We start from the raw sequence: 18,468 nt of genomic DNA on the forward strand, positions 1-18,468 counted from the left end.
TCCCTCATACAAAGCTATTCCGACGGGCAGACTTTTCATGCCTTCGGCCAAAGCAGGCATAATACCGCGCCTTACCCATTCCAGTGGTTTTTCGCGCGTGTCCGGTGCCCCTTTGAACAAGACCTCGAACGTTGTCCGCCCCTCGGCGTGTCCGGGGTTGCTGCGTATCGTGCAGGCATTGGACGGGGGGATCTGCCGCATCAAACTGGCCGGTGGCGAACTGGGTGCCGACCAGGCCGAAGCGGTGGCCGAAGCCGCCGAGCGGTTCGCTCAGGGGACGATCGAGGCGACCAACCGCAGCAATCTGCAGATTCGGGGTATCGGTGAACGTCATCAGGCCTTGATCGAGCATTTGCTGCAGGCTGGCTTGGGTCCACGGGACGCGGCCGGTGACGACGTGCGCAATGTCATGCTCAGCCCCACCGCCGGCATCGACCCCCAACAGGTCGTCGACACGCGCCCACTGGCGGCCCAGGTCATCCACAGCCTGGAAACCGAGCCGCGCTTCCATGCGCTGTCGGCCAAGTTCGCGGTGCAGTTGCACGGCGGCGAGCGCCTGGCGATGCTCGAGCATCACCACGATCTGTGGCTGTCGGCCTTCGAACGTGATGGGCAATGCTGGTGGGCGTTCGGCCTGGCCGGCGGTCCCGGGAGCGACCCTGCCGTGGGCGCCGTGCCTTTTGACCAAGGCCATGCCCTGGTGGTGGCGGTGTTGGACCGCTTCCTCGAACTGGCGCGCCCTGAACACACGCGAATGCGCGATCTGCTTGCCGACGCCGTCTTCGCAGGCAGAGAACTCAGCCGCCCGCCTCGCTCCCACAGGCTCCTCGTCGCTGATACCACCATGCCAGCCCCCACAGCCAAGGCAGGCAAGATTGCTGCACCTGTGGGAGCGGGCTCTGCCCGCGAAGAGGCCGCCACTGACACCACCCAGGCACTCCTCAGCACCCTGGGTCTGCCTGTTTGCTCTGCACCACTGGACAAGCCGCTGGCCGCTTTCGAACTGGGCATCCAGCCACAGCGCCAACCAGGCGTGAGCTTCATCTGCACCCTGGCCCCCCTGGGCCGGCTGACCCCGGCCATGCTGCGCGGCGCCGCCCAGCTCGCTCGTGATCACGGCAACGGCACCCTGCGCATGACCCCATGGCAAGGCCTGCTGCTGCCTGATCTACGCGATCCGCAACCCGTGCTCCAGGCCCTGACCCACTTGGGTTTCATCACCAGCGCGCAGCAGCCACTGGCGGCCATGATCGCCTGCACGGGCGCCAGCGGCTGTGCCAAGGGCCTGGCCGACACTAAGGCGGATGCCGTTCGCCTTGCCACCTTGCTGCCTGCACAGGCGCCCCTGAGCGTACATCTGAGCGGCTGCCCACGTTCCTGCGCCGCGGCCCATGTCGCCCCGGCGACCCTGCTGGCCAGCAGTGCCGGCCACTATGACCTGTATCTGCGCGACGCCGAACGACCCGGGTTCGGGACTCTGCTCGCGCGCCATCTTTCACTGGATGCGGCCGCTGCCCTGCTGCGCGACCGCTCACGGAGCGACACCCATGATTGACTACATCCGCGATGGTCAGGAGATCTATCGCAACTCCTTCGCCATCATTCGTGCCGAAGCGAAGCTGGACCAGATCCCCGCCGACCTGGAGAAACTCGCCGTGCGGGTCATTCACGCCTGCGGCATGGTCGATGTCGTCCAGGACCTGCGCTTCTCGCCCGGCGCCGGCAAGGCCGGACGCGACGCCCTCGCTGCCGGCGCGCCGATCCTGTGCGATGCGCGCATGGTCGCCGAGGGCATCACCCGCGCCCGGCTGCCCGCCAACAATCAGGTGATCTGTACCCTCAAGGACGCCAGCGTGCCAGCCCTTGCCCAAGCCTTGGGCAACACCCGCTCGGCGGCTGCGCTGGAGCTGTGGCGACCCCATCTGGAGGGCGCGGTGGTGGTCATCGGCAACGCCCCCACCGCGCTCTTCCACCTGCTCGACATGATCGATGCCGGCGCGCCCAAGCCCGCCTTGATCCTCGGCTTTCCAGTCGGCTTCGTCGGCGCGGCCGAGTCCAAGGCGATGCTGGCGGCGGACAGCCGTGGTGTGCCGTTCGTCATCGTCGAAGGCCGCAAGGGTGGCAGTGCCATGGCTGCCGCAGCGGTCAATGCACTGGCCACGGAGGTCGAGTGATGCAACCGCGTGGCCGTCTGCTGGGACTGGGCGTAGGCCCAGGCGATCCCGAACTGATCACCGTAAAAGCGCTGCGCCTGTTGCGCGAGGCGCCTGTGGTGGCCTATTTCGTTGCCAAGGGCAAGAAGGGCAACGCCTTCGGCATCATCGAGGGCCACCTGCAGGCTCTGCAAACCCTGCTGCCGCTGGTCTACCCGGTCACTACCGAGGCACTGCCCGCGCCGCTGTCCTATGAACAGGTCATCAGCGATTTCTACGACACCGCCAGCCTGGACGTCGCCGCGCACCTGGATGCCGGCCGTGACGTGGCAGTGATCTGCGAGGGCGATCCGTTCTTCTACGGCTCCTATATGTACCTGCACGACCGGCTCGCCGAGCGCTATGAAGCCCAGGTGATCCCTGGCGTCTGTTCGATGCTCGGCGGTGCTTCGGTGCTGGGTGCACCGTTGGTGTATCGCAACCAGAGCCTCTCGGTGCTGTCTGGCGTGCTGCCGGCGGACGACCTCAAGCGGCGCCTGGCCGACGCCGACGCCGCCGTGATCATGAAGCTGGGCCGCAACTTTCCCAAGGTTCGCCAGGTGCTGACCGAGCTTGGCCTGGCCGAGCGAGCGCTGTACGTCGAGCGCGCCACCATGGCCAATCAGAAGATCGTCCCCCTGGCCGAAGTCGATCCGACCTCGTCGCCCTATTTTTCCTTGATCATCGTTCCCGGTGAGAGGTGGCAAGGCTGATGCACGCTCCCGCAATCGTCATTCTCGGCAGCGGCGCCCTGGCCACCGCGCGGCGCCTGCAGCAACTCTATCCACAGGCGCTGATCCACGGCCTGGCCGAGCGCGTGACCGGTGTCGACCGCAGCTACGAGGACTTCGGCGCCACCCTGCGTCAGTTGTATCGACAGGACACGCCGATCATTGCCCTGTGCGCGGCGGGCATCGTCATCCGCTGCCTGGCGCCGCTGCTGCTGGAGAAGGGCGCCGAACCGCCGGTGCTGGCCGTGGCCGAAGACGGCAGCGCCGTGGTGCCGCTGCTGGGTGGCCTGGCCGGGGTCAACGTGCTGGCTCGCGAGATTGGCGCAGGCCTGGGGGCCGCCGCGGCGATCACCACCAGCGGCGAGTTGCGTTTCGGTACCTGCCTGCTCAATCCGCCCAGCGGCTATGCCCTGGCCGACCTGGAACTGGGCAAGCGCTTCGTTTCCGATCTGCTCGCCGGTGAGCGGGTACGCGTCGAAGGCGCCGCGCCCTGGCTGGACGACGCACGGTTGCCCAAGGACGCACAGGCGCGACTGACCATCCATGTCGGCAGCGCCGCGCGGGCACCGGTTGCCCACGAACTGCTCATCCATCCGCGCAGCGTGCTGGTGGCGGTGAATGCAGCGCTGCCCCACCTCGCGCAAGCCGTACGCGATGCACTGCAGGGCTGTCATATTGCCCTGCCTGCGTTGGCGTGCCTGCTGGCGGACGAGTGCGCCATGGCCGATCCGGCACTGCACGACGCTGCCGCCGACTTGGGCGTGCCGCTGCGGTTTGCCACGGCGCAGGGCTCGCTGGTGCAGATGGCCGGCCACGCGGTGCCGCAGTCGTCGCCCGTGGCGATCGGCGAACATCTGGCGATCGCCATGGCCGAGCAGCCACTGGACCTGTCGGGCATTGGCCGGCCGCGCGGACGTCTGGCCGTCATCGGCCTGGGCCCCGGGGCCGCCGACCTCATGGTCCCGGCGGTCAAGGCGGAGCTGGCGCGTGCCAACGACGTTCTGGGCTACGAAACCTACGTGCGCATGGCCGGCCCGTTTCGCGCCGATCAGGTGCTGCACTGCACCGACAATCGCGAAGAGATGCAGCGTGCCCGGCACGCGTTCGAACTGGCCGCTCAGGGGCGCTCGGTGGTGGTGGTATCGTCCGGTGACCCCGGCGTGTTCGCCATGGCGGCTGCGGTGCTGGAGGCGCTGCACGAATCCGACGACCCGAGCTGGCACGCGGTAGAGCTGCAGATGCTGCCCGGCGTGTCGGCCTCCCTGGCCACGGCGGCCCAGGCCGGCGCGCCGCTGGGCCACGATTTCTGCGTGCTGTCGCTGTCCGACAACCTCAAACCTTGGGCAATCATCGAGAAGCGCCTGGACCTGGCCTGTCAGGCTGATCTGGCCCTGGCGTTCTACAACCCGATTTCCCGTTCGCGGCCATGGCAACTGGGCAAGGCGCTGGACATCGTTCGCCTGCATCGCACGCCTGCCACCCCCGTGGTGCTGGGCCGCGACATCGGCCGTCCCGGCCAGACCCTGCGGGTCATAACGCTGGGCGAGCTGACGCCCGAACAGGTGGACATGCGCACCATGGTGCTGGTGGGCTCCTCCACCACCTGCACCTTCGCCAAGGCCGCAGGCGGCACCTGGGTATACACCCCACGCTGGTACGGCACGAAACCCTGATCTACAAACGAACACCAACCGCCGCCGAACGCCCCCTGTAGCAGCGGCGCAAGCCGCGTCCGGCTGCACCGCGCATTTCCTGATACACCGCGTTTGCCGCCGACGCGGCTCGCGCCGCTGCTACAGGGGCACGTGCAAGGTCAGAGGGTTTTCAAAGGCGGCACGATGGCCTCGCGCTGGGAGGCCCAGTGCTCCACCAGCTCGCGCAACTGTGACATTTCGATTGGCTTGGCCATATGCCCGTCCATGCCGGCCTGGCGCGCCTGCTCCTTGTGCTCGCTGAGAATATGCGCGGTCAGCGCCACCACCGGTGTGCGCACGCGCTGGTTGCCCATTTCCCAGGCCCGCAACTGACGGGTCGCCGAGAAGCCGTCGAGAATCGGCATTTCACAGTCCATCAGCACCAGGTCGTAACGCTGGGCCTTCATCGCCTTCAAGGCTTCCTCGCCATTGCTGGCCGTGTCGGGATGCAGGTTGAGCTTGCCGAGCATGCCGCGGATCACCTTGGTGGAGATATTGTTGTCCTCGGCCACCAGAATACGAAAATCACTGGGCAGATCGATAGGCGCCAGGTGGGCGGCAGCGAGTGGCGGTGCCTCGCTTTCTCCGCGGTGGCTGAGCTCGTCGGCCAACGTGGTCTTGAGGGTGTAGCCGGCCACCGGTTTGGCCAGGATGCGCTTGATCCCGGCATTGCGCGCCACGACCTTGCTCGGCGCATTGCTGATGCCGGTCAGCATGATCAACAGAATGTCGTGGTTCAGGCTTGGATCTTCCTTGATCTTCGCGGCCAGTTGCATGCCGGTCATGCCGGGCATGTTCTGGTCCAGCAAGACCACGTCGAAATAGTCACGCAAATGCGCCTTGGTCCGCAGCAAGGCCAAGGCTTCCTTGCCCGACGGCACGGAGCTGACATTCAGGCCCCAGGCACTGCACTGCTGCACCAGCACCTTGCGGCATGTCTCGTTGTCGTCGACCACCAGCACCCGCGCGTTCTTGAGCGGCAGATCAAGGTCCGAAGCAGGCTGCTCGAGGCGTTGCGGATCCAGCGGCAGGGTCAGCCACAGGGTGCTGCCATGCTCGCTGCCGCTCTTGATGCCGAAATCACCCTTCATCAACAGCACCAGTTGGCGTGCGATCACCAGCCCCAGGTGCCCGCTCAGGCGGTTGCCGTCGAGCAGGTTGGTGCTGCGCAATTCGGTGTGCAGCAGCGCTTCGCGTTCGGCGCCCGGCATCGGCTCGCCGCTGTCCTGCACGGCGATGCGCAGGCGCGGGGTAGCGCTGCGCTGGTCGAGCGCCACCACCAGCAGGATCTCGCCCTGGTCGGTCTTCTTCAGCGCGTTGTCCAGCAGGCTCAGCAGCGCCTGGCGCAGACGCGTCGGATCCCCGCTGATGACTCGCGGAACCTGGGGCTGGGTAAAACTGATCAACTCGATGTTCTGCTGCTCGGCCTTGGCGCGAAAGATGTTCAGGCAGTCTTCGATCAGGGCGTGCAGGTCGAACTGCACGTCGTCGAGCTCGATCTGCCCGGATTCGATCTTCGAGATGTCGAGGATCTCGTTGATCAGACCGAGCAGCTCGTTGCCGGCACTGTGGATGGTCTGCACGTAGTCGCGTTGCTTGACCGACAGCGGTGTGCCCAGCAACAGCTCGGTCATGCCCAGGACGCCGTTCATGGGGGTGCGAATCTCGTGGCTGAGCTTGGCCAGGAACTCTGCCTTGGCGTTGATCTCGGCAGTGCTGGCCGCCAACTGCCGGCTGGCGCTGAAGCGATCCTCGCTGATGCTGCGCAGGCGCTGGGTCAGCGCGGTATTGAGGATCACCCCGCCGACCATGGCGAACCCGAGCAAGGTGAAAATCAGCCACTGCGAAGGTGTGCGGGTCAGGCCCAACAGCGCCGGCAGTACCACCAGGCACCCCAGGTTGCACACCAGCAGCCCCAGGCAGAAGGTACGTGCCGGGCGATAACCCTGCAGCCAGTGCCAGATGCCGATCATCAACATGGTCATGCTGGTCAGGGCCAGCAGGCCGTAGGCGAAGAAGTTGAACGGCAGGCCGTCGATGAACAGCAGCAACAGCCCGCACAGGGCGATCAGGGCAACCTCGGCCTTGATGATGCGGTTGGAGCGCTGATGGCCGCGTACGGCGAAGAAACGCAGGCAGAACATCAGCCCGGTCATCGATGCCAGCAGCAGCGCGCTGTAGGCCGCTGGTGTACGCGCCGCCGGCCACAGCGAAACCCAGGGGCCGGTGAAGTTGAACAGGATCAGGGCCGAGGCCAACAGGCAGGCCTGGGAGCAGGCCAGCCACAGGCTGCTGCTGGAACGGCGATGGGCGAAGCACATCAGGTTGTGCAGGATGAGCATCGCAACGCAGCCCAGCAGCAGCCCGAAGAGCAACGGCTCACGTTGATCGGCGGCCGCTGCGGAGGAAGATTGCAGAACGATGCTGGGGCGGATCTGGTGTTCCGAGGCGATCCGCAGGTAGACGTCGAGGGGCTTCTGGCTTACCGGCAGGGTCAGCAGATGGTCGCTGCTGGCCAGTGGTGCCTCGGTGTTGACATCGGTGTCCGACGACACGCGTCTGATCAGCGTGTCGGCATCGAGCACATAGAAATCCAGGGCCTTCAGGTCAGGACAGAAAATACGCAGCAACAATTCCTGGTCGGTCGCTGGCAGACGATAGTGCAGCCACAACGCACCGTTGGGCCCGGCGGCGTTGACCTGGCGCAGTTGCACCGGGGCGAACTGATTCTGGAAGCGTTCGGAGCGCACGTCGCCCAACTGCAGCCGACCGTCCTCGTCCATCAACATCGACCAGCCGCCCGCCGACTCTGCCTGGGCGCCGAGCACACAGAGCAGGGCCAGCAGGCCAGCGGTGAATCCTATGGCAGTCCTGAGCCAGCGCAAGGCGAAATCCCTTCGTAGATGAATGCCTGATTATAGCCGCGTGCGCCATGAAACGTGTGTCGGGGGCTTGAAGCCCCCGACAGTCACCACGCTTATTTGCCGCTTTCGCGGGCAATGGCCCGGTAGCCGATGTCATGGCGATAGAAACAACCCTGCCAATCGATCTTCGCAGCCAGTGCATAGGCCTGGCGCTGCGCGGCGCTGACGCTGTCGCCCAGTGCCGTGGCGCACAGCACACGACCACCGGCGGTGACGACCTGGCCATCCTTGAGCGCGGTGCCGGCATGGAATACCTTGCCGGTCTCGGCAGCCGCCGCGTCCAGGCCGCCGATCGCATCACCCTTGGCATAGTCGCCCGGATAGCCACCCGCCGCCAGCACGATGCCGACACTCGGCCGTGGGTCCCACTGAGCCTCGACCTTGTCCAGCGCCTGGGCGAAAGCCGCTTCGATCAGCAGGATCAGGCTCGACTGCAGGCGCAGCATGACCGGTTGGGTTTCGGGGTCGCCGAAACGGCAGTTGAACTCGATGACCTTGGGGTTGCCGGCCTTGTCGATCATCAGCCCGGCATAAAGAAAACCGGTGTAGACATTGCCTTCTTCCGCCATGCCGCGCACGGTCGGCCAGATGACCTGATCCATGACCCGCTGGTGAACCTCGGCGGTCACCACCGGGGCAGGGGAGTACGCACCCATGCCGCCGGTGTTCGGGCCGCTATCGCCGTCGCCCACGCGCTTGTGGTCCTGGCTGGTGGCCATGGGCAGCACGTTCTTGCCATCGACCATGACGATGAAGCTGGCTTCCTCGCCGTCGAGGAATTCTTCGATGACCACCCGCGAACCCGCGTCACCGAAGGCGTTGCCGGCGAGCATGTCGCGTACGGCGTCTTCGGCTTCCTGCAGGGTCATGGCAACGATCACGCCCTTGCCCGCAGCCAGGCCATCGGCCTTGATGACGATCGGCGCACCTTTTTCACGCAGATAGGCCAGTGCCGGCTCGATCTCGGTGAAATTCTGGTAATCGGCGGTAGGAATCTTGTGCCGCGCGAGGAAATCCTTGGTGAAGGCTTTCGAACCTTCGAGCTGGGCCGCGCCTGCGGTCGGGCCGAAACAATCCAGGTTGCGCGAGCGGAACAGGTCGACCACGCCAGCCACCAGCGGCACTTCAGGGCCGACGATGGTCAGCGAAACGTTCTGTTCGGCGAAGTCCGCCAGTTGCTCCAATGCCAGCACGTCGATAGCGACGTTCTCGCACTTGGCCTCGGTGGCGGTACCGGCATTGCCCGGTGCCACGAAAACTTTCTGGACCCGTGGGTCCTGGGCGACTTTCCAGGCCAGCGCATGCTCGCGCCCGCCGCTGCCGATGATCAATACGTTCATGGTTCAAAACCTCGGTAAAGCGGAATTCTAAGGGTGTTCGCGGTACGCCGCGTAACGACCTGACGCGGCTTGCGCCGCTGCTACAGGGGCGGCGTACCCGTGAAACATCACTGTAGGAGGCCGCATCTTCAATGCGGCCGTCGCCAGATCAGTGGCGGAAATGGCGCATGCCGGTAAATACCATGGCGATGCCGGCTTCGTCAGCGGCCGCAATCACCTCGGCATCGCGCATCGAGCCGCCCGGTTGGATCACCGCGGTGATGCCCACCTTGGCGGCATTGTCCAGGCCGTCGCGGAACGGGAAGAACGCATCCGACGCCATGACCGAGCCCTGCACCTGCAAGCCGGCATGTTCAGCCTTGATCGCCGCGATGCGCGCCGAATTCACCCGGCTCATCTGCCCGGCACCGACGCCGATGGTCTGTCGGTTCCTGGCGTACACGATGGCGTTGGACTTCACGTACTTGGCGACTTTCCAGGCGAAGATCAGGTCATGGATTTCCTGTTCGCTGGGTGCCCGGCGCGTCACGACTTTGAGGTCATCGGCACCGATCATGCCGATGTCGCGGCTCTGCACCAGCAGCCCACCGTTGACGCGCTTGTAGTCCCACGCCTCGGCACGCTCGGCCGACCACTGCCCGCAGGCCAGCAGGCGCACATTGGCCTTGGCCGCCACGATGGCGCGGGCTTCCTCGCTGACGCTCGGGGCAATGATCACTTCGACGAACTGACGCTCGACGATGGCCTTGGCAGTGGCCGCATCCAGCTCGCGGTTGAAGGCAATGATGCCGCCGAACGCCGATTCGGTATCGGTGGCGTAGGCCAGTTCGTACGCCTGACGGATGCCGCCCTCGGCGTCCGGGCACACGGCCACGCCGCAGGGGTTGGCATGCTTGACGATGACGCAGGCCGGCTTGACGAAGCTCTTCACGCACTCCAGGGCGGCGTCGGTATCGGCCACATTGTTGTAGGACAGCTCCTTGCCCTGCAACTGGGTCGCCGTGGCAATGCCCACTTCGGCCGGCTGCGCCTCGACATAGAATGCCGCCTTCTGATGCGGGTTCTCGCCGTAGCGCATCTCCTGCGCCTTGACGAACTGGCTGTTGAAGGTCCGCGGAAACTCGCCGCGGCCTTCGGTGCCCAGACGCTCGCCGGTCTGGTCGATGGTGCCCATGTAGTTGGCGATCATGCCGTCGTACGCGGCGGTATGTTCGAACGCCTTGAGCATCAGGTCGAAGCGCTGCGCGTAGGTCAGGCCGCCGGCCTTGAGCCCGGCTAGCACCTGGGCATAGTCACCGGCGTTGACCACGATGGCCACGTCCTTGTGGTTCTTCGCCGCGGAACGGACCATGGTCGGCCCGCCGATGTCGATGTTCTCGATGGCCGTGGCCAGGTCGCAGCCAGGCTTGGAAATCGTCGCCTGGAAGGGGTAGAGGTTGACCGCCACCAGGTCGATCGGCTGGATGCCGTGCTCGGCCATGATCGCGTCGTCGGTACCGCGACGGCCGAGGATGCCGCCATGGATCTTCGGATGCAGGGTTTTCACGCGGCCGTCCATCATCTCGGCGAAGCCGGTGTAGTCGGCCACTTCCACGGCAGCCACGGCGTTGTCGCGCAGCAGCTTGAAGGTACCGCCGGTGGACAGGATCTCGACGCCAAGGGCTTCCAGTTCGCGGGCGAATTCAACGATTCCGGTCTTGTCGGAAACGCTGATCAAGGCGCGGCGGATCGGCAGGCGGGTGGTCTGGTCGGTCATCACGATTTCCATCTTCAAAGCGTAGAAGTCAACAAAAAAGGCGAACCGCTGGGTCGCCTTTTCTGGTTTGAATGCTTCGGTTACAGCAGGTCGTACTGCTTGAGTTTCTTGCGCAGGGTGCCTCGATTCAGGCCCAGCATCTCGCTGGCCTTGGTCTGGTTGCCCTTGACGTGGTTCATGACGCTTTCAAGCAGGGGAGCTTCGACTTCGGACAGCACCAGGTTGTACACGTCCGTGACGGAGGCGCCTTCGAGGTGGGCAAAGTAGTTGTGCAACGCCTTCTCGACACTGCCGCGCAGGGTCTGGCCCTCTTCGCTCGGCGTGTTCAGATGCTGCTTGAGGTTTACATTGTCGCTCACAGGCGTTGTTCCACTCACTAAAGTCTCGCTCATCATCGTCATGCGGCCACCTCTTTCGCGTCCCTTTCACCAAGGCTTCTATAGCGCTCGCCGAAAAACTCGCGAACGTTGGCGCATTGCTCTTGCGTCTCTTGCAGCCCATTGAAATGGGTGCGAAATTCACGTCCGCCAGGCTGTGTACACAGGTACCAGCCAACATGCTTGCGGGCGATGCGCACGCCCATCACATCACCGTAAAAGGCGTGCAGGGCCTGCAGATGTTCCAGCAGGATGCTTTCCACTTCATTCAACTGCGGTGCCGGCAGCAGCTCGCCGGTGCGCAGGTAATGCTCGATCTCCCGGAAGATCCAGGGCCGACCCTGCGCCGCGCGTCCTATCAACAGGCCGTCGGCACCGGTCGCCTGCAGTACCTGCCGGGCTTTGTGCGGTGAATCGATGTCGCCGTTGGCGAAGACCGGGATGGACACCGCCTGCTTGATCGCAGCGATGGTGTCGTATTCGGCTTCGCCGGTGTAAAGGTCGGCGCGTGTGCGACCGTGCACCGCCAACGCGGCAATGCCCGACTGCTCGGCAATCTTTGCAACAGCGATGCCATTGCGGTTGGAGCGGTCCCAGCCCGTGCGAATCTTCAAGGTTACCGGCACATCCACGGCGGCCACCACGGCTTCCAGAATCTGCGCCACCAGCGCTTCATCCTTGAGCAAGGCAGACCCCGCTGCCTTGTTGCATACCTTCTTCGCCGGGCAGCCCATGTTGATATCAATGATCTGCGCCCCGGCCTCAACGTTTGCACGTGCCGCCTGCGCCAGCATCTGCGCGTCCCCTCCGGCGATCTGCACCGAGCGTGGCTCGGGATCGCCCTCGTGGACCATGCGCAGACGGGATTTGCGGCTGTTCCACAGGCTCATGTCGCTGGTGACCATTTCCGACACCACCAGGCCTGCGCCCAGGCGCTTGCACAACTGACGAAAGGGCTGGTCGGTGACCCCGGCCATGGGGGCCAGGATCAGCGAGTTGTTCAAGGTGTATGGGCCGATGCGTACCGCCGACATAGGACTTCCCTGTTGTGGGGCCGGATCATGAGAGTTCGAAAAAGGGTTGGCATAATACCCGCTCTCGATGACGGGTTAAAGATAGATTTGGATAAAATCTGAACAGTTATCTGCCCGCACGGACAGCTTTGAACGGGCGCAGGGCACCCGTACCCTGGCGCATCCGGCTATTCGGGCGAGCGGAAACTGAGGCTGTAATTGACCGCCGCAGGGCCTGGGTCGAGGATGTCCAGGGCAATGTGGATGGGCGTTTGCGGCGGCATCTCGGCCTTGCCGGCCAATTCGCCGTCGAGGTATTCGCTGGGCTTGAAGCGACGGCTGGCGATCAACTGCCCGTTGAGATCGGCGAAGCGCAGCTCCAGCAACGGGAAAGGCTGCGCGAACGCAGCACGGTTGTAGATGATCGCATCCACCACCAGCGCGCCGGCGAACTCGGGATGGCTGCGCACCACCAGATTGCTGCTTTTTACCAGGGCAATATCGACCTTGGCCGGCACACTGCAGCCTATAACGGGGCACAGTTGCTGGAACAGCGGGCGGTACTGGTCCTGACGGGCCAGTTCGGCGAAATGGTAGACCAGGTACTGCACGCCCAGGCCCAGTGCGGCCACGATCGCCAGGCCCAGCCACAACAGACGCTTGCCCCAATGCGAGCGGGGCTTCTCCCAGGCCAGTTGCATCGGCTCGTCGAGCAGGTCGGCCAGATCGTCTTCGTCGCGCAAGGCTGGCTCGTTACGACTTGCCTGCACCTTGCGAGTGGTAGTGGATGCGGCAGCGGGCGGCTCGTCGCGGTCATGCTCGTCGAGCGCCGACAAGCGACCATGGCCATCCACCGACGGCTCGTCATCGACATGGGTTTCGTCGAGGGGCTCGGGGTGGGAAAACGAAGGCTCGGTCCGCCTGGCAGGTGCTGGGGTCTGGTCTTCATCCAGTGCCGGCAGCCGTTCGATGATCGGTGGCAAGGCCGCCGTATCGGCATCGGCATCGGCATCGTCCCGGCGCGCGCTCAGGCTGTCCATTCTGGGAGCATCACCCAGTTCGAGTCGATCCAGGTCGATGTCACTGTTGGTCCACGGCCGCGGGGCCAGTTCCGGCGGTCTGGGCAAATTGGCCGGGGTCAGGGTTGCGCTCTGTTCGAGCAACTGCCGGGCCGCATTGAAGACCTGCAGGCAGGAGCCGCAGCGAACCACACCGCGCGCCACACTCAGTTGGTTGTGGCTGACACGGAAGCTGCTTTGGCAATGCGGGCACTGGGTGACGAAACTCTCGCTCATGCGCAGGTCCTGGTAGGGCCGAGGGACATTCTGGGTGGGGCTCAGCGGCGACGGCCGCTGATGCGTACCCAGCCGTCACGGTTGGCAATCGGATCCAGCTCGAAGTCGCGGGCGTAGGCCGCCGCGACTTCTTCGCCCTGTTCTGCCAGGATGCCCGACAGCGCCAGCAGGCCGCCAGGCCGGACCAATCCGCTGAGCTGGGGAGCGAGGCTGACCAACGGTCCCGCAAGAATGTTGGCGACCAGCACATCGGCCTGCTGAACGGGGAGGTCGGCAGGCAGGTACACCGGGAAGCGCTCATCGGCAATGCCATTGCGCTGGGCGTTGTCGCGTGAAGCCTCCAGCGCCTGCACATCGATGTCGGTGCCAACCGCCTGACGCGCGCCCAGCAGCAACGCAGCGATGGCCAGAATGCCCGAGCCGCAGCCGAAATCCAGCACCTGCGTGTCCTGCAGTTGTTGCCCGTCCAGCCATTCCAGGCACAGTGCCGTGGTGGGATGGGTGCCGGTGCCAAACGCCAGGCCTGGGTCCAGCAGCAGATTGACCGCTTCAGGCTCGGGAGCTTCGTGCCAGCTGGGCACGATCCACAAGCGGCGGCCGAAGCGCATGGGCTGGAAATTATCCATCCAGCTGCGCTCCCAGTCCTGGTCCTCGATCACTTCCGCGTGATGCTCGGGCAGGGCGGCGTCGGTCAACAACTGCAAGTGGGCGAACACAGCCCCGGCGTCGGTATCGGCTTCGAACAGCGCCAGTAGATGGGTGTGCGACCAGAGCGGCGTGGTGTTGAGCTCGGGCTCGAAGATCGGCTGGTCTTCGGCATCCATGAACGTCACGGACACGGCACCGACTTCCAGCAGGGCATCTTCATAGGTTTCGGCTTGTTCTGGGCTGATGGCCAGACGGACTTGCAGCCAAGGCATGGCAGGCACCTTCGATCTAAACGGGGGGCGCAGCACGGTCGCTGCGACAAGCGCGCCAGTTTACGCGAGGAGACGCGCGAGGACCAAAAAAAACCCGGCTCGAGAGCCGGGTCTTTTTTACATCCATACCTTTATGTCTACAACCGAATCACTTCTCGCTGGCCAGTTTGTGTTCCAGGTAGTGGATGTTGACGCCGCCTTTGCAGAAACCCTCATCACGGACCAGATCGCGGTGCAAAGCGATGTTGGTCTTGATGCCGTCCACGATGATCTCGTCCAGGGCGTTGCGCATACGGGCCATGGCCTCGTCGCGGTCCTTGCCCCAGGTGATCAGTTTGCCGATCAGCGAGTCGTAGTTCGGCGGTACCGCATAGCCACTGTACAGGTGCGAATCGACGCGAACGCCGTTGCCGCCCGGTGCGTGGAAATGCTTTACGGTGCCAGGGCTCGGAATGAAGCTCTTCGGGTCTTCGGCGTTGATCCGGCACTCGAGCGAGTGACCGCGAATGACCACGTCGTCCTGAGTGAACGAGAGCTTGTTGCCGGCGGCAATGCTGAGCATCTCCTTGACGATGTCGATACCCGTGACCATCTCCGATACCGGATGCTCTACCTGCACGCGAGTGTTCATCTCGATGAAGTAGAACCGGCCATTCTCGTAGAGAAACTCGAACGTACCGGCACCGCGGTAGCCGATCTCGATACAGGCTTTCACGCAACGCGCCAGGACTTCCTCGCGCGCGGCTTCGTCGATGCCCGGTGCCGGCGCTTCTTCCAGCACCTTCTGGTGCCGGCGCTGCAGCGAGCAGTCACGGTCGCCCAGGTGAATCGCCTGGCCCTGACCGTCGGACAACACCTGGACTTCCACGTGACGTGGGTTGGTCAGGAATTTTTCCAGATACACCATCGGGTTGCCGAACGCGGCACCGGCTTCGGTGCGGGTCAGCTTGGCCGAGGCGATCAGGTCTTCTTCCTTGTGCACTACGCGCATGCCGCGACCACCGCCGCCGCCAGCGGCCTTGATGATCACTGGATAGCCGACTTCACGGCCGATGCGCAGGGCCTCTTCCTCGTCTTCCGGCAGCGGACCATCGGAGCCGGGCACCGTCGGTACGCCCGTTGCGATCATCGCGTGCTTGGCCGACACCTTGTCGCCCATCAGGCGAATGGTTTCTGCAGTCGGGCCAATGAAGGCAAAACCGGATTTCTCGACCTGCTCGGCGAAGTCCGCGTTCTCGGCGAGAAAGCCATAGCCTGGGTGAATGGCCGTGGCGCCAGTCACTTCGGCCGCGGCAATGATTGCCGGGATATGCAGATAGGACAGGTTGGCAGGCCCCGGACCGATGCACACCGACTCGTCAGCCAGGCCAAGGTGCATGAGCTCCTTGTCGGCCTTGGAGTAGACGGCAACGGTCTTGATGCCCAGCTCTTTGCAGGCACGCAGGATCCGCAAGGCGATTTCGCCGCGGTTGGCGATCAGAACTTTTTCCAACATCGCAGGCTCTCCGCTGGTCAAACGATGGTGAACAGCGGCTGGTCGTACTCAACCGGCTGACCGTCTTCTACCAGGATCGATTCGATCACACCGCTGGTTTCAGCTTCGATGTGGTTCATCATTTTCATTGCTTCGACGATGCACAGGGTATCGCCTTTCTTGACGGTCTGACCGACCTCGGCAAAGGCCGGCGATGCTGGCGACGCCTTGCGGTAGAAGGTGCCGACCATCGGCGAGCGGGCCACGGTGCCGTTGAGCTTGGCAGCCACAGGCTCGGCCGGGGCGGCAGGTGCAGCGGCGACGGGCGCTGCGGCAGGCGCGGCCATCGGCGCCGGTGCGTAGTACTGCTGCGCCGGAGTCTTGCTGTGACGGCTGATCCGTACGGATTCTTCGCCTTCCTTGATTTCCAGCTCGTCGATGCCGGACTCTTCCAGCAGCTCGATCAGTTTCTTGACTTTACGAATATCCATCAATCATCAACTCCCAAGGGTCGGTCAGGGGCGTTCAGTAGGTGTTCTTGCCAAGCGCCTTTCGAAGAAGGCTGCAAACACTCATGTGCCGTTGAAAAGGGCCGAGTGACGGCGAAAATTCTCGAACGTGCCGGTGAAAAATACGCACGTCGAACAGTGGGATGCTCATCGACAGCGGCGCGTCACGTCAGGGGTGACATCGGTCATGAAAAGCTGTCGAGTCATGTCCATTTCAAGTGGTGTCTTGCCATCGGCTTCACGGGCAAAGCGGGCGAACTATGCCGGAAACATCAGGCGTATGTCCAGTTAAGCGCAATAGCCCGCACGTTGTCCGATGTTTGCGCAAAATTTGTGACTGGCTTGTCGGTTTCGGTCACCGACGATGTCACCGATTGCCTGAAGACGGTATTTTCCCGAGGAACGTTGCCGCGTCGACTTCGCCCACCACACGCGAGGCTGCCTGTTCGTTGCCGTTGCCGTCGAAGAACAGCAATGCAGGGGGCCCGAACAGCTTGAAGCGATCGAGCAGGGCGCGTTGTTCCGCGTTGCTCTGGGTAATGTCCAGGCGAACCTTGCGGTAGCCCTGCAACCCTGCGATCACCTGCGCATCGGTCAGCACTTCATGCTCGATGACCTTGCAGCTGATGCACCAGTCGGCATACCAGTCCAGTACCAGCGGTTGTCCGGCGGCAGTCGCCTGGCGCAGGGCCTGTTCGAAGCCGTCGGTGGTGGTAACCGTCTGCCAGGCGTCCTGCGCGGCGGTCGGGGCAGTCGCTGGCGCACCGGTCGTGGCCTGGCGTGCCAGCGGCTGGAACGGATCGGATTGGCCGCTCAAAGCGCCGTGCCAGCACGCCAGGGCATAAAACACCAAGGCCAGCCCAAGCACCTGTTGCAGGCGCTGGCGCGCAGGTTTGGCGACCCACTCCAGAGCCCCCATGAACACACCGATGCCGGCTGCCAGCAGACCGATCAGCAGCAGGGTGATGCTGCCTGGCAGCACGCGAGCGAGCAGGGCGATGGCCAGGCCCAGCAGCAAGACGCCAATGGCATTTTTCACGGTGACCAGCCACGGGCCACTTTTGGGCAGCCAGGCCGCACCACCGGTGGCCACCAGCAGCAACGGCGCGCCCATGCCCAGACCCAGTGCAAACAGTTTCAGTCCGCCCCCCAGGGCATCGCCGCTGGCGCTGATATAAAGCAGCGCGCCGGCCAACGGCGCCGACACGCACGGCGACACCAGCAGGCTCGACACCACCCCGAGCACGGCGGCTCCCCACAGCGAGCCGCCCTTGGCATTGCCTGCCACGCGGTCTAGGCGCTGGCTCACGGCAGCCGGCAGTTTGAGCTCGAACAGGCCGAACATGGCCAGCGCGAATACCACGAAGAACAGGGCGAACGGCACCAGCACCCACACCGACTGCAGTCGTGCCTGCAGGTTGAGTTCGGCGCCGAACTTGCCCATCAGCGCACCCAGCAGGGCAAAACAAACGGCCATTGGTAGCACATAGGCCAGTGACAGGCTGAAGCCGCGCAGCCCGCCCACCTGCCCGCGCAGCACCACGCCGGACAGGATCGGCAGCATCGGCAGCACGCAGGGCGTGAAGGTCAGGCCGATACCGGCCAGAAAGAACAACGCCAGTTCATGCCATTGCCACCCCCCTGGGGATGCCGCATCGCTCGCCACTGGAGCGGCCTGGCCAATGCCGGGCACGGAAAGGCGTTGGATTTCCGGCGGATAGCACAGGCCTTTGTCGGCACAGCCCTGGAAGGTGACCGCCAGGGTGAAGGCGCGCTGGTCACCGGCGGGGCGAGGGATATGCACGTCGAGAATGCCGTGGTAGACCTCGACATCGCCGAAATACTCGTCGTGTTTCTGCTCGCCCGTTGGCAGTTGCGCGGCCCCCAGCGCGATGTCGGCAGGCTCGGCCTTGAATTCGAAGCGATGACGGTAGAGATAGTAGCCTTCGGCAATCACGAAGCGCAGGGTGATGTCCTGTGCAGAAGCCTCTACCTGTTCGAGTTGGAACGCCTGGCCGACCGGCAGGAAGTCGGCGCCGTTGTTCAGCGAAGCACCGCCCAGCGTGGCGCTGGGCCGAGCGTCGAGCAGGCCGGAAGCCGCGACGGGCAGTGCGAAAACCAACAACAGGAGGCAAAGCAGGCGGCGCATGACAGTTCTCGAACAGCAATTGAGCGCGCATCATACTGGAGCGATGCGGTACTGCCGAATCGCCAGGGCCCGATTTCATGTAACAGGATGGGTC

The 18,468-nt window shown here is 64.3% G+C and carries 14 protein-coding genes; 4 read left to right on the plus strand and 10 right to left on the minus strand.

Annotated elements, in window-relative coordinates; translation table 11 throughout:
- Nucleotides 1–37: 37 nt before the first annotated feature.
- The 4 genes from cobG to cobJ are packed head-to-tail and all read left to right on the plus strand — an operon-like array spanning nucleotide 38 to nucleotide 4,596.
- Nucleotides 38–1,555, plus strand: coding sequence for a precorrin-3B synthase (cobG, locus tag IFT98_RS09350; protein WP_244650913.1), 1,518 nt, complete (start codon nucleotides 38–40; stop codon nucleotides 1,553–1,555).
- On the plus strand, nucleotides 1,548–2,174 hold the full coding sequence (locus IFT98_RS09355) for a precorrin-8X methylmutase (protein ID WP_192048162.1): 627 nt from the start codon (nucleotides 1,548–1,550) through the stop codon (nucleotides 2,172–2,174). Before cobG ends, IFT98_RS09355 begins: the two co-directional genes overlap by 8 nt.
- Nucleotides 2,174–2,905, plus strand: coding sequence for a precorrin-2 C(20)-methyltransferase (locus IFT98_RS09360; protein WP_122796484.1), 732 nt, complete (start codon nucleotides 2,174–2,176; stop codon nucleotides 2,903–2,905). The genes IFT98_RS09355 and IFT98_RS09360 overlap by 1 nt, the downstream gene beginning before the upstream one ends.
- On the plus strand, nucleotides 2,905–4,596 hold the full coding sequence (gene cobJ, locus IFT98_RS09365) for a precorrin-3B C(17)-methyltransferase (protein ID WP_192048164.1): 1,692 nt from the start codon (nucleotides 2,905–2,907) through the stop codon (nucleotides 4,594–4,596). Before IFT98_RS09360 ends, cobJ begins: the two co-directional genes overlap by 1 nt.
- Nucleotides 4,597–4,736: 140 nt before the next feature.
- On the opposite strand, the gene IFT98_RS09370 is transcribed toward cobJ, so the two are convergent.
- The 10 genes from IFT98_RS09370 to IFT98_RS09415 all read right to left on the minus strand — a co-directional run bounded on the left by IFT98_RS09370 (nucleotide 4,737) and on the right by IFT98_RS09415 (nucleotide 18,374).
- Nucleotides 4,737–7,502 (minus strand): hybrid sensor histidine kinase/response regulator, encoded by a 2,766-nt coding sequence (locus IFT98_RS09370; RefSeq protein ID WP_192048166.1) that lies wholly within the window; start codon nucleotides 7,500–7,502, stop codon nucleotides 4,737–4,739.
- Nucleotides 7,503–7,594: 92 nt separating this feature from the next.
- Entirely contained in the window at nucleotides 7,595–8,881 is a 1,287-nt protein-coding gene (gene purD / locus IFT98_RS09375) for a phosphoribosylamine--glycine ligase (protein ID WP_192048169.1), read from the minus strand.
- Nucleotides 8,882–9,029: 148 nt separating this feature from the next.
- Nucleotides 9,030–10,637, minus strand: coding sequence for a bifunctional phosphoribosylaminoimidazolecarboxamide formyltransferase/IMP cyclohydrolase (gene purH, locus IFT98_RS09380; protein WP_122480312.1), 1,608 nt, complete (start codon nucleotides 10,635–10,637; stop codon nucleotides 9,030–9,032).
- A gap of 80 nt (nucleotides 10,638–10,717) precedes the next feature.
- Nucleotides 10,718–11,038, minus strand: a complete 321-nt coding sequence (fis, locus tag IFT98_RS09385) for a DNA-binding transcriptional regulator Fis (RefSeq protein WP_049861977.1) — start codon at nucleotides 11,036–11,038, stop codon at nucleotides 10,718–10,720.
- Nucleotides 11,035–12,048: a tRNA dihydrouridine synthase DusB gene (dusB, locus tag IFT98_RS09390; RefSeq protein ID WP_192048171.1), complete on the minus strand. Its 1,014-nt coding sequence runs from the start codon at nucleotides 12,046–12,048 to the stop codon at nucleotides 11,035–11,037. Before dusB ends, fis begins: the two co-directional genes overlap by 4 nt.
- A gap of 167 nt (nucleotides 12,049–12,215) precedes the next feature.
- Nucleotides 12,216–13,322, minus strand: coding sequence for a DUF3426 domain-containing protein (locus IFT98_RS09395; RefSeq protein WP_192048173.1), 1,107 nt, complete (start codon nucleotides 13,320–13,322; stop codon nucleotides 12,216–12,218).
- Nucleotides 13,323–13,363: 41 nt separating this feature from the next.
- Entirely contained in the window at nucleotides 13,364–14,242 is an 879-nt protein-coding gene (gene prmA, locus IFT98_RS09400) for a 50S ribosomal protein L11 methyltransferase (protein WP_192048175.1), read from the minus strand.
- A gap of 148 nt (nucleotides 14,243–14,390) precedes the next feature.
- Nucleotides 14,391–15,737, minus strand: coding sequence for an acetyl-CoA carboxylase biotin carboxylase subunit (gene accC, locus IFT98_RS09405; RefSeq protein WP_192048177.1), 1,347 nt, complete (start codon nucleotides 15,735–15,737; stop codon nucleotides 14,391–14,393).
- Between the two features lie 17 nt (nucleotides 15,738–15,754).
- Nucleotides 15,755–16,207, minus strand: coding sequence for an acetyl-CoA carboxylase biotin carboxyl carrier protein (gene accB, locus IFT98_RS09410; RefSeq protein WP_122480307.1), 453 nt, complete (start codon nucleotides 16,205–16,207; stop codon nucleotides 15,755–15,757).
- A gap of 385 nt (nucleotides 16,208–16,592) precedes the next feature.
- Nucleotides 16,593–18,374: a protein-disulfide reductase DsbD gene (locus IFT98_RS09415; RefSeq protein ID WP_192048179.1), complete on the minus strand. Its 1,782-nt coding sequence runs from the start codon at nucleotides 18,372–18,374 to the stop codon at nucleotides 16,593–16,595.
- Nucleotides 18,375–18,468: the final 94 nt, after the last annotated feature.

It is taken from the genome of Pseudomonas sp. CFBP 8770, assembly GCF_014841705.1.
Taxonomy (GTDB): Bacteria; Pseudomonadota; Gammaproteobacteria; order Pseudomonadales; family Pseudomonadaceae; genus Aquipseudomonas.